The sequence below is a fragment of the Variovorax paradoxus genome (assembly GCF_902712855.1).
Classification (GTDB): Bacteria; Pseudomonadota; Gammaproteobacteria; order Burkholderiales; family Burkholderiaceae_C; genus Variovorax; species Variovorax paradoxus_Q.
On record NZ_LR743507.1, the window covers coordinates 1,185,250 to 1,200,164 of the forward strand.

General features: G+C 69.1%; 11 protein-coding genes. 8 read left to right on the forward strand and 3 right to left on the reverse strand.

Annotated features, from left to right (window positions below):
* Window positions 1-85 precede the first annotated feature (85 nt).
* The gene (gene apaG / locus AACL56_RS05480; protein WP_093127075.1) at window positions 86-481 is read right to left on the reverse strand and encodes a Co2+/Mg2+ efflux protein ApaG; all 396 of its coding nucleotides are present in this window, start codon (window positions 479-481) and stop codon (window positions 86-88) included.
* A gap of 61 nt (window positions 482-542) precedes the next feature.
* On the opposite strand from apaG, the gene rpe reads away from it, so the two are divergent.
* Complete coding sequence (gene rpe / locus AACL56_RS05485; protein WP_339088814.1) at window positions 543-1,238, forward strand: ribulose-phosphate 3-epimerase; 696 nt, start codon at window positions 543-545, stop codon at window positions 1,236-1,238.
* A 76-nt stretch (window positions 1,239-1,314) separates the two neighbouring features.
* Here the strand turns inward: rpe and AACL56_RS05490 are convergent, their stop codons facing one another.
* Window positions 1,315-1,578 carry a hypothetical protein gene (locus AACL56_RS05490; protein WP_339088815.1) on the reverse strand — a complete coding sequence of 88 codons (264 nt, stop codon included), beginning with the start codon at window positions 1,576-1,578 and terminating at the stop codon, window positions 1,315-1,317.
* A 152-nt stretch (window positions 1,579-1,730) separates the two neighbouring features.
* Between AACL56_RS05490 and AACL56_RS05495 the strand changes: the two genes are divergently transcribed.
* From AACL56_RS05495 to ligD, 3 genes are all read left to right on the forward strand, one after another.
* The gene (locus AACL56_RS05495) at window positions 1,731-2,732 is read left to right on the forward strand and encodes a succinylglutamate desuccinylase/aspartoacylase family protein (RefSeq protein WP_339088816.1); all 1,002 of its coding nucleotides are present in this window, start codon (window positions 1,731-1,733) and stop codon (window positions 2,730-2,732) included.
* Between the two features lie 104 nt (window positions 2,733-2,836).
* Entirely contained in the window at window positions 2,837-3,823 is a 987-nt protein-coding gene (locus AACL56_RS05500; protein ID WP_339088817.1) for a Ku protein, read from the forward strand.
* A gap of 15 nt (window positions 3,824-3,838) precedes the next feature.
* Window positions 3,839-6,457 (forward strand): DNA ligase D, encoded by a 2,619-nt coding sequence (gene ligD / locus AACL56_RS05505; protein ID WP_339088818.1) that lies wholly within the window; start codon window positions 3,839-3,841, stop codon window positions 6,455-6,457.
* A gap of 564 nt (window positions 6,458-7,021) precedes the next feature.
* Here the strand turns inward: ligD and AACL56_RS05510 are convergent.
* Window positions 7,022-7,840 carry a transglutaminase-like domain-containing protein gene (locus AACL56_RS05510; RefSeq protein ID WP_339088819.1) on the reverse strand — a complete coding sequence of 273 codons (819 nt, stop codon included), beginning with the start codon at window positions 7,838-7,840 and terminating at the stop codon, window positions 7,022-7,024.
* A 351-nt stretch (window positions 7,841-8,191) separates the two neighbouring features.
* Here AACL56_RS05510 and AACL56_RS05515 point away from each other — a divergent pair, with 351 nt between their 5' ends.
* From AACL56_RS05515 to AACL56_RS05530, 4 genes are all read left to right on the forward strand, one after another.
* A complete protein-coding gene (locus AACL56_RS05515; protein WP_339088820.1) occupies window positions 8,192-8,341 on the forward strand; it encodes a hypothetical protein in 150 nt (49 codons plus the stop codon).
* A 32-nt stretch (window positions 8,342-8,373) separates the two neighbouring features.
* Window positions 8,374-10,569, forward strand: coding sequence for a catalase HPII (gene katE / locus AACL56_RS05520; protein ID WP_339092804.1), 2,196 nt, complete (start codon window positions 8,374-8,376; stop codon window positions 10,567-10,569).
* A 240-nt stretch (window positions 10,570-10,809) separates the two neighbouring features.
* Window positions 10,810-12,975 (forward strand): CHAT domain-containing tetratricopeptide repeat protein, encoded by a 2,166-nt coding sequence (locus AACL56_RS05525; protein ID WP_339088821.1) that lies wholly within the window; start codon window positions 10,810-10,812, stop codon window positions 12,973-12,975.
* A gap of 87 nt (window positions 12,976-13,062) precedes the next feature.
* The gene (locus tag AACL56_RS05530; RefSeq protein WP_339088822.1) at window positions 13,063-14,805 is read left to right on the forward strand and encodes a ShlB/FhaC/HecB family hemolysin secretion/activation protein; all 1,743 of its coding nucleotides are present in this window, start codon (window positions 13,063-13,065) and stop codon (window positions 14,803-14,805) included.
* Window positions 14,806-14,915: the final 110 nt, after the last annotated feature.

The window sequence follows — 14,915 nt, forward strand, 5'->3', positions numbered from 1 at the left end:
GGAACCGGCTTCGCCGGGCCGCAGGTGTCGCCCCCGGCGAGGGGGCAGGATAAGAGACACGAAGTGCGCGAAGCGTGGGGGAGTGCTAATGAAGCACGCGCGAAACCGGCGCGCCGCCGACGTCCGCCTCGAGCACGAACATGGGGATCGGCACGTCGAAGCGCTCGCCTTCCTCGGTCACCACGAAGTAGCTGCCGTGCATCGTGCCGCTGGGGGCCTGCAGCCGGCAGCCGCTCGTGTAACGGAACGATTCGCCGGGCGCGAGCAGCGGCTGCTGCCCGATCACGCCGAGGCCCTTGACCTCCTGCGCATGGCCCGAGGCATCGTTGATGAGCCAGTGGCGGGCAATCAGCTGCGCTGCCACCGACCCCGTGTTCGTGACGGTCACCGTGTACGAAAACGTGTAGATGTGGTCCTTGGCAGAGGATTGGTCGGCCAGGTAGCGCGGCTCGACCTGGACGCTGAAGGGGCTGTTTGACATGGGGCGCATGGTAACGGAGCCCTTTCGTCGGACTTTCGAACGGCTGCGAGAATCCGGGGTTATGAGCACCCCGTTCCGCATCGCGCCCTCCATCCTGTCCGCCGACTTCGCGCACCTCGGCAAAGAACTGACCGACGTGATCGCGGCCGGTGCCGACTGGATCCATTTCGACGTGATGGACAACCACTACGTGCCGAACCTGACCTTTGGCCCCATGATCTGCGAGGCCCTCAAGCCCTACGCCAAGACCGCGGACGGCACGCCGGTGCCGATCGACGTGCACCTGATGATCCATCCGGTGGATGCGCTGGCCGCCTCCTTCGCGCAGGCGGGCGCCGACTACATCAGCTTCCACCCCGATTCCTCGCCCCATACGCACCGCAGCATCCAGGCCATCAAGGCGGCCGGCTGCAAGGCGGGCCTGGTGTTCAATCCGGGGCTGGGGCTGGAAGCACTGGACTGGGCGATCGACGACATCGACCTGATCCTGATCATGAGCGTGAACCCCGGCTTCGGCGGCCAGAGCTTCATCGACTCGGCGCTGCGCAAGATCGAACTCGCGCGCAAGCGCATCGAACAGAGCGGACGCGACATCCGCCTCGAGGTCGATGGCGGCATCAAGGTCGACAACATCGCGCGCGTGGCATCGGCCGGCGCCGATACCTTCGTGGCCGGCAGCGCGATCTTCAACGCGAAGGACTACGGCGCGGTGATCGCCGACATGCGCAAGCAGCTCGCCGGCGTGGCCGGCGCCTGACGCGGCCGGCCCCGCCCGCGCCGTTCAATCCTCACGTTCAGCCGGCACCTTCAGCCGGCACGTTCAGGCGGCACCTTCAGCGCTTCACCTTGTCGTTGTAGACGCGGTCGGCCACCGGCCCGCGGTCGGTGTCCACCATCCCGCGCTCCACGTCGTCGTGCGCCTTGCGTCCCACTTCGGGCGCCTGCCCGTCCTGCGTGTGCTGGCTGTCCGACGACTGGTCGTGCTCGTGCGGCAGGCGCGGCGCCGATTCGCCGTCCTGCTGCACCTTGGTCTTGCCGCCCTCCGCATCCTTGCCCGGTTCCCCGGGTTGTGTCTTGGGCTCGGTCTTCGTGTTCATGGCGGTACTCCTTGTCGTGGAAGGCCAGCGTGCCGCCGCCTCCTGGCTGGCACGGTAGGACATGCAAGCCTGCCCTTGTAGGTGCTCGCTCGAATGCTATGGATCGGATAGCACCTTTGCGTTCGTGGACGCGGCGCCGCAATAATCCGGCCATGTCCTCCGATCCTTTCGACGGCGTCGCCACCGACAGCCTGCGCATCCACACGTTCGCCTCGCTGACCCCCGGACCGCGCCTGCTCGTGGTGGGCGGCGTGCACGGCGACGAGATCTCCGGCACCCTGGGCATCGAGCGCGTGCTTGGCGAATTCGGCAGCGGCGCGTTGCGGCTGCTGCGCGGCGAGCTCACCATGGTGCCGGTCGCGAACCCGCTGGCACGCCGCCGCCTGCAGCGCGAGGGCGAGCGCAACCTCAACCGCCTGTTCCGCCCGAGCGGCGAGCCGGCCGACTACGAAGCCCGCGTCACCAACGTGCTGGCGCCGCTCATCGCGCGCCACGAGGTGCTGCTCGACCTGCATTCCTTCCAGAGCGAAGGTGAGGCTTTCTCGATGATCGGCCCGCGCGACAACACCGGCACGCTGGAGCCCTTCGCCCGCTCGTACGAGGAAGGCCAGCTCGCGCTGCACATCGGCACGCCGGTGGTGGTGGAAGGCTGGCTCGACATCTACGCCGCCGGCCTCTCGCAGCGCGCGGGCGGGGCGCCGGCCGACGAGGCGGCGCTCGATTTCGGCCGCGGCACCAACGAATACATCCGCAGTTGCGGCGGCTACGGCGTCACGCTCGAATGCGGTCAGCACCTGGACCCGCAGGCCCCCGAGGTGGCATGGCGCGCCATCCGCCGCACGCTGGCATTGCTGGGCATGGCTGCGCTGCCCGAGGGCCTGTCGGGCGGGCCTGCGCAGCCGCCGCGGCTGCTGCGCCTGGCGGCCGTCACCGACCGCCTGCACGAGGAAGACAGCTTCGTGCGCGACTGGGCCACCTTCGACGAAGTGCAGCGCGGCGAGCCCGTCGGCATGCGCCACGACGGCACGCTGGTGAGCGCGCCCGACGACGGCTTCATCGTGTTTCCCAACGCGGTGGCGCTGCCCGGCACCGAGTGGTTCTATTTCGCGCGGCCGAGCGAGCGTCGGCTCGGGCCGGTGAGCGGCGCCGCCTGAGCCCGCCCCGAATCCGCTCCATCCGGCGGAAGGGGTTCGGGCCGCTTTCCTACACCGCACGGACGGCAGGCGGCGCACATTCGCAGGCCGAAGGAGTGCGCCCCATGCCTGTCTCTCGAAAAGCCCCCGCACCCCGCGTCCTCTGGAAGGGCGCGATCAGCTTCGGCCTCGTCCACATCCCGGTGGCGCTGTACTCGGCCACCACCAACCATGGCATCGACTTCGACTGGCTCGACAGGCGCACCATGGACCCGGTCGGCTACAAGCGCATCAACAAGAAGACCGGCAAGGAGATCGCGCGCGAGCAGATCGTGAAGGGCGTCGAGTACGAGCCCGGCGAATACGTAGTGCTCAGCGACAAGGAGATCGCGGCGGCCTATCCCAAGACCACGCAGACCATCGAGATCGAGACCTTCGTGCCGGCCAGCGGCATTCCCTTCGTGTACCTGGAGCGGCCCTACTACGTGGCGCCGATCAACCGAGGCGCCAAGGTGTACGCGCTGCTGCGCGAGACCCTGCAGCGCAGCGGCCGGGTGGGCGTGGCGCGCGTGGTGATCCAGACCAAGCAGCATCTCGCGGCGCTGGTGCCGGTGGGACCGGGGCTGGTGCTGAACCTGCTGCGCTGGGGCACCGACATCCGTTCGTGGGACGACCTTCCGCTGCCCGACGAGAACGCGAAGAAGGCGGGGCTGAGCGAGCGCGAGCTGTCCATGGCCGCGCAGCTCGTGGACGACATGAGCGCCGACTGGGACGCCGGCGAATTCAAGGACGAGTTCAAGGACGAGATCCTGCGGCTGGTCGACCGCAAGGTGAAGGCCGGCCAGACCGAGACCGTGACGCAGCCCGAGCCAGCCGAGGACACGTCCGGCGAAGGCCGCGGCGCCAGGATCATCGATCTCACCGAACTGCTGCAGCGCAGCCTGCGCAAGGGCGGCGGCAAGGCCAGGGCGTCCGCCTCTGCCTTCGACGACGAGGAAGCCGAAGACGACGCCGCGCCGCCCGCGCGCAAGGCCGCCGCGAAGAAGCGCAAGCCGCCCGCCAAGGCCGCGCGATCGGCCAAGGCCGTGCCGGCCCGCCGCCGCGCCGCCTGACCGGGGACGATCCGGATGGGCACCACCGCATCGACCGCCGTCTCTGCGCGCCAGGCGCTGGCCCGCTATCACGACAAACGCGACTTCAGCCGCACGCCGGAGCCCAGGGCCGGCGGCAAACGGGGCAAGGGCACGCTGTCCTTCGTCATCCAGAAGCACCACGCGAGCCATCTGCACTATGACTTCCGACTCGAGCTCGACGGCACGCTGAAGAGCTGGGCGGTGCCCAAGGGCCCATGCCTAGACCCCAGCGTGAAGCGCATGGCGGTGCACGTGGAAGACCACCCGATCTCGTACGCCGGTTTCGAGGGCACCATTCCGCCGAAGCAGTACGGCGCCGGCAGCGTGATCGTGTGGGACCGCGGCGACTGGCTGCCCGTCGGCGACGCGCGCGAGTCGCTCGCGGCCGGCAGGCTCAAGTTCGAGTTGCGCGGCGAGAAGCTGCACGGCCACTGGACGCTGGTGCGCATGCGCGGCAAGGACGGCGAATCGCACGAGCCCTGGCTGCTCATCAAGGAGCGCGATGACGAAGCGCGCCCGCTCGATGACTACGACGTGCTCGCGGCACAGCCCGCAAGCGTGATCACCGGGCTGGACGTGGACGAGGTGGGCCAGCCGCCGAAGAAGAGGGCGGAGAGGGCGGCGGGCGGCGCGGCGCAGGCTTCCGGGAAGACTGCAAAGAAGGCCGCGAAGCAGGTCGTGAAGAAGGTCGTGAAGAAGGCCGCCGGCAAAGCCGCTCTGCCCGACGCGTTGCAGCCCCAGCTCGCCACCCTCGCCACGGCACCCCCCGCCGAGGCCGGCGACTGGCTTTATGAACTCAAGTTCGACGGCTACCGCCTGCTCGCGCGCATCGACAAGGGCAAGGTCCGGTGCTTCACCCGCAACGGCCACGACTGGACCGCGAAGCTGCCGGCGCTGGCCGAGGCGCTGGCAAGGCTGCCGGCGGGCGCGGCGTGGCTCGACGGCGAGATCACCGTCGAGGGCGAGCACGGCGCGCCCGACTTCCAGGCGCTGCAGAACGCCTTCGACAGCGGCTCCACGTCGCACATCACCTACTGGCTGTTCGATGCGCCTTTTCTCGACGGCGAGGACCTGCGCGAACGCCCGGTGGAGGAGCGCCGCGCCCGGCTCGCGAAGCTGCTGGGCAAGCGGCCGCCCGCGCCGTTGCGGCTGAGCGAGGCGTTCGAGGCGTCGCCGCGCGACCTGCTGGCCTCTTCTGCCAGCCTCGGCTTCGAGGGCATCGTCGGCAAGCGCAAGGGCTCGCCGTACGTATCGCGCCGCTCGCCCGACTGGATCAAGCTGAAGAACCAGCAGCGGCAGGAGTTCGTGATCGGCGGCTACACCGCGCCCAAGGGTTCGCGCACCGGCTTCGGCGCCTTGCTGCTGGGCGTGCACGACGAGGCCACGGGCCGGCTGCGCTACTGCGGCAACGTGGGCACCGGGTTCGACGCGGACCGGCTCGCCGACATCAAGGCGCGGCTGGACAAGCTCGCCACCGACAAGTGCCCCTTCGAGCCGCGGCCCGCCGGCGTGAAGGCGCAATGGGTCAGGCCCACGCTGGTGGCCGAGGTCTCGTTCGGCGAATGGACGCGCGACGACCGCGTGCGCCATTCGGTGTTCCAGGGCCTGCGCGCCGACAAGCCCGCGCGCGACATCCGCCGTGAGCGGGCGCAGCCGGTCGGCGGCACTGCACCTTCCTCCATGGCGGCGAGTTCAACGGCGAAGACCCAGAAAACCCCGGGAGCAAAGGCAACGATGGCCCTCAAGATCAGCCACGCCGAGCGCGTGATCGACAAGCACAGCGGCATCACCAAGGGCCAGCTCGCGGCCTACTACGACAGCGTGGCCGCGCTCATGCTGCCGCACCTGCGCGGGCGGCCGGTGTCGCTGGTACGCGCGCCCGACGGCGTGGGCGGTGAGCTGTTCTTCCAGAAGCACATCCAGAACCGAGAGATCCCGGGCGTGAAGCTGCTCGACCCCGCGCTCGACCCCGGCCACGAACCGCTGCTGCAGATCGACACGAAGACGGGCCTGCTCGGTGCGGCCCAGATGAACGTGATCGAGCTGCACACCTGGAACGCCACCTCGCGCGCCATCGGCAAGCCCGATCGCATGACCTTCGATCTCGATCCCGGCGAAGGCGTGGCATGGCCGCAGATCCAGGATGCAGCCATGCTGGTGCGCACGCTGCTCGACGAGCTCGGCCTGCCCTCGTTCCTGAAGACCAGCGGCGGCAAGGGCCTGCACGTGGTGGTGCCGGTGCGCCGCCAGTACGACTGGGACACCGTCAAGGGCTTCTCGCAGGCCGTGGTGGTGCACCTGGCGCAGACCATCCCGCAGCGCTTCGTCGCCAAGAGCGGGCCGCGCAACCGTGTGGGCAAGGTCTTCGTGGACTATCTGCGCAACGGCTTCGGCGCGACCACGGTGAGCGCCTGGTCCGCACGGTCGCGGCCGGGGCTCGGCGTGTCGGTGCCGCTGGCGTGGGAAGAGCTGCCGGACCTCACGAGCGCGTCGCAGTGGACCGTTGCGAATGCGGCGGAGCGCTTCGAGGTGGGCAACGAACCGTGGACCGCGATGGAGAGCAGCCGCAAGGGTCTGGCGGCGGCGATGAAGCTGCTCGGCTACGAGCCGTAGCGCGATCCGGTCTTGCTCCCTCCCCCGCTGGGGGAGGGCAGGGGTGGGGGCAAGCGGCCTTCGATGAGGCACTGCGCCGGGCATGCGCCGCTTGCCCCCATCCCAGCCTTCCCCCAGAGGGGGAAGGGGCAAGGCATCTCAGGCGAGGCTTGTATTTCTCCCTCCCCCGTTGGGGAAGGGCAAGGGTCGGGGCACGCGGCTTTCGATGAGGCACTGCGCCTGGCATGCGCCGCTTGCCCCCATCCCAGCCTTCCCCCAGAGGGGGAAGGAGCAAGCCATCTCAGGCGAGGCTCGTCTTTCTCCCTGCCCTTCCGGGGGAGGGCAGGGGTGGGGGCACGCGGCTTTCGATGAGGCGCTGCGTCTGGCACGCGCCGCTTACCCCCATCCCAGCCTTCCCCAGAGGGGAAGGAGCAAGGCATCTCAAGAAAGGCTTGTATTTCTCCCTCCCCCGCTGGGGAGGGCAGGGGTGGGGGCACGCGGCGCTCGATGAAGCACGGCGCCTGGCATGCGCCGTTTGCCCCCATCCCAGTCTTCCCCCAGAGGGGGAAGGGGCAAGACCGGGCCCTACTGCATCACTTCTTCCGTCGTAACCTCGAAGCGCTGCAGGCTGTTCTCGCCGAACACCATGGTGATCGGCACATCGGCCGCATCACGGCCGCGGGCGATCACGATGCGGCCGATGCGCGGGATGTTGTGGCGCGCATCGAAGGTATGCCATCTGTTGCCCAGGTACACCTCGAACCACGCGCTGAAATCCATCGGCGAGCGCACTGGCGGAATGCCGATGTCGCCGAGGTAACCGGTCACGTAGCGCGCCGGAATGTTCATGCAGCGGCACAACGTGATCGCGAGGTGCGCGAAGTCCCGGCACACGCCCGTTCTTTCGCGAAAGCCCTCCAAGGCGGTGCGCGTGGCGCGCGCGCTCCCGTAATCGAAGCGCAGGTGCCGGTGCACGAAGTCGCAGATCGCCTGCACCCGCTGCCAGCCCGGCGTGACGTTCAGGAAATTGGCCCAGGCGAACTGCAGCAGCTCGCCGTCGACCTCGCAGTAGCGGCTCGGCAGCAGGAAGGGCAGCGTGGACACCGGCAGGTCGGCCGGTGCATGCTCGATCGCGCCGTGGTCCACCGGGTCGGGCCAGCCGGTGTCGTAGACCACCGCATCGTTGCGCAGGCGCACGCTGCTCACGCCGGGCGGTACATGCACGCGCGCGCACTGGTTGCCGAAGCCGTCGAGGTAGAAGTCGGTGGCCAGCGGCGGGCTGATGGTGATGTTCTCCTCGCCCTGTATGTCGGCTGCGCGCGAAGGGTGGACCTGCAGCATGTAGATCAACGCCGTGGGGGCGGTGACGCCGAGCTCGATGTCGAAGCCGATCCTGATCTGCATGGGTGCTCTTCTTCCCTGGTGATCCGGACAGTGCGGCCGGTGCGCGGAGGCAACAAGCAAGGTGACAAGCACGATGAGTGCCACCCTTCTGGCAATCGTATGGATGAAGGCGCGAATCCCTCGCGGTCAACACGCGCGACCCCGCGTAGGCGGGGGCGTGGCGCTGTCGGCGCGCTCCTACCGCGCACACCTGGGTTCTCCCACAGTCTGGGGAGGGCGGCCACTACGGGTCGGATGCGGCGCGAAACATAACCTTGCATTTCGCTTGCGGCGAGTCTGCGCCCGGTCCGGGTGCGCTGCACCGCAATGCGCCTTCGCCACCTCGCCCAGCCCGTTTCCTTGGAGGGAATCATGGAGTTTTCTTCGCTTTTCGACTCGCTCACCACCGCGTGGGGCGACGAAATCCTCGTGTGGGCCGTGGCCGCCGTTGCCGGCTGCATCTGCCTGGTCGCACTGGTCAATGTGCTCGACATGTTCCTCGACAACAACGAAATGGGCTGAGCGCCCTTCCCATGAAAGATTCCAGGTCCACGATGACGCCGCAGAACAAGGCCGCCGCAGGCCGCCGCACCAGCGCTTCCAAGGCGAGCGACGGCGCCAGCGCCAAGCAGCAGCAGCTGGAGGGCTTTACCGTGGAGCATCCGGCGACCCTGACCACCAACCAGGGCCTGCAGATTCCAGACAACCACAACTCGCTGAAGGCGGGCTTGCGCGGGCCCACGCTGCTCGAAGACTTCATCCTGCGCGAGAAGATCACGCACTTCGACCACGAGCGCATCCCCGAGCGCGCCGTGCATGCGCGCGGTTCCGCGGCGCACGGCTTCTTCCAGGTCTACAAGTCGATGTCGCAGTTCACCTGCGCCGACTTCCTGCAGGACCCCGATGCGAAGACGCCGGTATTCGTGCGCTTCTCGACCGTGGCGGGCTCGCGCGGCTCCGCGGACACCGTGCGCGACGTGCGCGGATTCGCCGTCAAGTTCTACACGCGCGAGGGCAACTACGACCTCGTGGGCAACAACATGCCGGTGTTCTTCATCCAGGACGCGATGAAGTTCCCCGACCTGATCCACGCCGTGAAGCCCGAGCCGCACCACGAGATGCCGCAGGCCGCGAGCGCGCACGACACCTTCTGGGATTTCGCCTCGCTGATGCCCGAGAGCACCCACATGCTGATGTGGGCCATGAGCGACCGCGCCATCCCGCGCAGCCTGCGCATGATGGAAGGCTTCGGCGTCCACACCTTCCGTTTCATCAACAGCCGCGGCGAGAGCCACTTCGTGAAGTTCCACTGGAAGCCCAAGCTCGGCATCCACGGGCTGGTATGGGACGAGGCACAGAAGATCGCCGGCAAGGATGCCGATTTCCACCGCCGCGACCTCTGGGAAGCCATCGAGAACGGCGACTTCCCCGAGTGGGAGCTCGGCGTGCAGATGATCCCGCAGGACAAGGAGCATTCGCTCGGCTTCGATTTGCTGGACCCCACCAAGCTCATTCCCGAGGAGATGGTGCCGGTGCAGAAGATCGGCCGGCTGGTGCTCAACCGCAACCCCGACAACTTCTTCGCCGAGACGGAGCAGGTGGCCTTCCATCCGGGCCACGTGGTGCCTGGCATCGACTTCAGCAACGACCCGCTGCTGCAGGGGCGGCTGTTCTCGTACACCGACACGCAGATCTCCCGCCTGGGTGGCGCCAACTTCCACGAGCTGCCGATCAACAAGGCCGTTTGCCCGTTCCACAACATGCAGCGCGACGGCATGCACCGCCAGACCATCGCGCGCGGACAGGTCGCCTACGAGCCCAACACCCTGGGCAGCGGCGCGGAGTTCCGCGTGGACGGCGGAAGCAACGGCTTCCAGTCGTTTCCCGAGGAGATCGATCCGCCCAAGGTGCGCCGCCGCAGCCCGTCGTTCGACGACCACTTCACGCAGGCGCGGCTGTTCTTCAACAGCCAGAGCGCGGCCGAAAAGGAACACATCATCGCGGCCTTCCGCTTCGAGCTGTCGAAGCTCGAGGTGCCGGCCATCCGCCAGCGCATGGTCGACAACCTCGCGCATGTCGACGAGAAGCTCGCACGCCGCGTGGCCGAGCCGCTGGGCATCGGCGAGCCCGATGCCAGGGCCGCCTCGGGCCGCGCGGGCTTCCGCGAGCATCGCATCCAGCTGCCGATCGACGAGTCGCCGGCGCTGAGCATGGCCGACACCGGCGACGGCTCCATCCGCACGCGCAAGGTCGCGATCCTCGTGGCGGACGGTGTCGACTCGGCCTCGCTCAAGCCGATTCGCGATGCCCTCGAGCAGGCCGGTGCGCAATGCAAGGTGGTCGGCCCGCGCCTGGGCACGGTGGCCAGCGCCTCGAAGCGGCAGATCGACATCGACATGACCTTCGCCAACACCCCCTCGGTGATGTTCGACGCGGTGCTGGTGCCCGCGGGCAGCGACAGCGCGGCGGCCCTGAAGGGCATCGGCGACGCGGTGCACTTCGTGCTGGAAGCCTACAAGCACTGCAAGGCGATATGCACGGTTGGCGAGGGCGTGCAGCTGCTCTCCACGCTGGGCATCGAACCCGGCACGCAGCCGGCCGATGCACCCGCGGGCGTGATCGTGGCGGCCACGCCGGTCACCAACATGGGCGACACGAGCGCGGCCGCGCAGGTGGCCAACGACTTCATCGCCGCCATCGCGAAGCACCGGCACTGGGACCGGGCCAATGTGGATGCGGTGCCCGCCTGAGCGTTCAGGGCCTGCTTACCTCGCTTCCGGCGCCGTGTGGCAGGCCTTCCTTTCGTCGTCCGATGCGACGCCGGAGCTGGTGTGAACACACCCTAGTCCGTTCGCGCTAGACCGTATTGCGAATAGGCGCACGCCACCCCCCGCTCCTAGACTTTCCCCACGAGGCCTGAACGGCGCGCACTTCTGCAGCGCCCACGGCCCGCTTCCGGCGGGCTCCCATGGGCCGCGCGCGGGGGTCCAATGGCTTGGTTTTCGAGATGGGGATGGGAGCGCCCGGCACGCCGTCGTGCGGCTGCGGCAGGAGCGCTCGGTCTTGCAGGCATTCTTCTCCTGGGCTTCGGTCCTTCGGCATCGGCGCAGCAGCGCCAGGCTTCGGCGCAGGCGGAGTCGAACGCCGAAGCCGCGGCCAGCAGGATGGAGCAGGCACGCCTGGACGACACCGACACGCTGCTCGCGTTGACGAGCGAGGGCGCGGTGCTCTACGGGCAGGACGCGGTGAAGCTCTCGGGCTACCAGTACTGCAGCCAGGCCGTGGCGCTGGCCGAGGCCGGCGAGTTTCGCCAGAGCGTGCGCGCCGCCAGCAAGGCGCTGCACCTGGCCAACGCCACCAACGACCCGAACCTGATGGCCATGGCCAACCGCGACCTGGCGATCGTGTACAGCTACTCGGGGCAGCTCGAGAAGGCGGAGGAGTTCGCGCGCGAAGCGTTGCGGCATCCGGCGCGCGACCCCAAGCTGGTGGTCGGCCCGGTGCAGAAGGTGATCGGCGACGTGCGCACGCGCCGCGGCGACTTCGCGGGCGCAGTGCTCAGCTACGACGAGGCGCTCGCCAACAGCTCGGCGCGGTATGCGCCGCTGGTGCAGGCGTCGCTGGTGAATGCGCTGATCGAATCGGGCAACCCCGTGCGGGCGCGCGAGGTGCTCGGCACCATGGCGGCGCCGAAGGACGCGCCGCTCACCGCGCAGCTCGACCGCACCCGCGCGCGGCTGCTGCTGGCCGAGAACAAGCCGGCCGAGGCGCGCGACATGTACCGCGAGCTCACCGCGCGGCAGGTGGGCGCGGACACCGAGTACTACCGCCTCTGGGCCTGGGACGGCGTGGCGCGCAGCGAACTGGCGCTGGGCCAGAAGCAGGCCGCGGCCGAGGCCGTGGGCCGCGCGCTGGGCGACGTCGACAAGGTGCGCGCGCGCTTTCGCAGCGAGGAAGTGAAGATGGGCCTGTTCTCGGACCTGCAGACGGTGTTCGAGCGCGGCGTGGCCATCTACAGCGATGCGGGCGATGCGCGCCAGGCCTTCGAGGTGAGCGAGCACAGCCGGTCGCGCGCATTGCTCGATGCGGTGCGCGGGCGCGCGAAGATCAGCGAACAGGCCGCGAACACCGTCGACCTCGCCACGCTGCAGCGCACGCTGGCGGCGGACGAGCGCGTGGTGCAGTTCCACTCGCTGCCCGACCGCCTCGTGGTGTGGGTGGTGGGCCCCGCCGGCATCGCCGAGAAGACGGTGGCGGTCAGGCGCGACGAGCTCAACGAGCTGGTCGAGACCTTCCGCAATTCCATCGTGCGCGGCCGCCGCACGGCCATCACCAACGCCGACAAGCTCGGCGCGGCGCTGCTCGGACCGCTCGGGCTCGCGCCGGGGCAGCGGCTGGTGATCGTGCCGCACGGCCCCTTGCATTACCTGCCGTTCCAGGCGCTGCGGCTCGACGGCCGCTACATCATCGAGACGCATCCGGTGGCGGTGGCGCCGTCGATCAGCATCGCGGTGCAGCTGGCGCAGCGCACGCCGCGCGTGAACGCCTCGCTGGTGGCCTTCGGCAATCCACGCATCGAGGACAAGTACGACCTGCCCGGCGCCGAGACCGAGGTGAAGCAGCTCGCGCAACTGTTCCCGCGCAACACGCTGTACATGGGCGCGGCCGCCACCAAGACGCAGTTCCGCGACGTGGCCTCGCGCTCGCCGCTGATGCACGTGGCGGCGCACGCAGAGGCCGACGCGGTCGATCCGCTGTACTCGCGCATCCTGCTGGCCAACGAAGGCGGAAAGCAGAACTTCCTGGAGGCGCACGAGATTCTCGGCCTGCCGATGGACGGCACCGCGCTGGTGACGCTGTCGGCCTGCGAGTCGGGCCTGGGGCGCATCGCGCAGGGCGACGAAGTGCTGGGCTTCACGCGCTCGTTCCTGTCGGCCGGCAGCTCGAGCCTGATCGCCTCGCTGTGGCCGGTGTCGGACGACGCCACCGCCGTGCTCATGAGCACGCTCTACAGCGAGCTGGCGAAGGGTCGAGACATCCAGAAGTCGATGCAGGCCGGACAGCTCGCGGTGCTGAAGGACCCCAAGATGTCCCATCCCTTCTTCTGGGCGCCGTTCAACCTGATCGGCAACTGGCGCCTCACGGTCGGAGGCTAGACATGTCGCTGCTCGCCCCCTGTCCTTTCGCACGCCGTGCCGGGCCGCCGTGCGCGGCGTCCCGCATGACAAAGATGAAGAACTGCCATGGTCACTGAGAAGCGCGCCGCTCGACGTCCCACGCCGATCGCCTTCGCGGTCGCGGCCCTGATGGGCGCGACGCTGCTGGTCGCAGCCCAGCGCACGCAGGCCGCCGAAGCCGAAGGCAACGGCACGCAACTGCTGCCGGCCACGGACCCTTGCGGAAGCTGCGACCGTCCGATCGCACAGGCACCCACGGGCGCGGTCGCTCCGCAGAGCCTGCCTGCGCCGCCGCGCGGCACGGGCGGCGCCGCCGGCGCGAGCTTCAGGCTCAACGACCTGCGCCTGAACGGCGTGAAGGCGTTGAGCAACGAGGAGCTGCAGGCGATCACCACGCCCTACATCGGGCGCGACGTGACGCTCGGCGATCTCGAGGAGCTCGCCAAGGCCATCACCGCGCGCTACAAGGAGCGCGGCTACTTCCTCGCGCAGGCCGTGGTGCCGGTGCAGACGGTGCGCGACGGCATCGTCGAGATCAGCGTGATCGAGGGCCGCCTCGGCAAGGTCGACGTGGTGGTCGCACCCGATGCGCCGATCGCCGAGGCGCGCGTGCGCGGCTTCCTGGCGCCGCTGCAGCCCGGTGAGGCGGTGAGCGCACCGGCCTACGAACGCGCCATGCTGCTGCTGTCGGACCAGCCGGGCGTGAAGGTGTCCTCGGGCCTGCAGGAAGGCACGCAGGCCGGCACCACCGACCTCTCGGTCGAGGTGGCGGCCGCGCCGCGCTGGGCCTTCACGGCCGAGGCCGACAACCACGGCACGAAGGAGTCGGGGCGCTACCGCGTGGGCGGCACGGCGCGCTGGCTCAGCCCCTTCGGCATCGGCGACAACCTCGACATGCGCGTGATGGTCTCCGACAGCAACGCGCTGCAGTTCGGCCGCGTGGCCTACGAGGCGCCCATCGGCACCAGCGGCCTGCGCGCGGGCGTCGGCCTGTCGCGCGTGAGCTACGAACTCGGCGGGCAGTTCATCGACCTCGATGCGCGCGGACGTGCCAACGTGCTCGATTTCTCGCTGAACTATCCGCTGATCCGCCAGCGCCAGCAGAACCTGTTCCTGCGCCTGGGCGTCGACGTGAAGGACCTCACCGACGAGCTGCGCGCGGCCGACTTCAGCTCGAAGAAGCGCGTCAACGGGCTGAGCCTGGGCTGGAGCTGGGAGCGGCGCGACGAACTGCTGGGTGGCGGCTACTGGGCCAGCTCGGGCACGCTGTACCACGGCAACCTGTCGATCCGCGACCCCGAGAGCCGCGAGTTCGACCGCGGCGTCGGGGGCCACGACACCGAAGGCGGCTTCACCAAGCTGAGCTTCCAGTTCTCGCGCCTGCAGTCGATCGTGCCGCGCCATTCGCTGTACCTCTCGCTGGGCGGACAGTGGGCGAGCAAGAACCTCGACGCGTCCGAGAAGCTCGCGCTCGGCGGCGCGCGCGCGGTGCGGGCGTACCCCTCGGGCGAGCTGCTGGTCGACCAGGGCCTGATCGGCACGGTCGAGTGGCGCTGGTCGGTGAACGAGGAGCTCACGCCCTTCCTGTTCTACGACGCGGCGCGCGGAAAGATCGTACGCAACCCGACGCCCTATGACGGCATCAACAGCCACAGCCTGCGCGGCTACGGCGTGGGCCTGAGCTGGTCGCGCCCGGGCAACTTCTCGCTCAACGCCACGCTCGCCTGGCGCGACGGCACCGCGCCCGCGCTGACCGACGGGGGCGGCCGCAATCCGCGGCTCTACGTCCAGTTCATCAAGGCATTTTGAGATGGCACTCCCCCAGGCTTCGCGCACTTCGTGTCGCTACTCCTTCCCCCTCGCCGGGGGCGACACCTGCGGCCCGGCGAAGCCGGTTCCGCGGTGTCCCGCGAATGGGT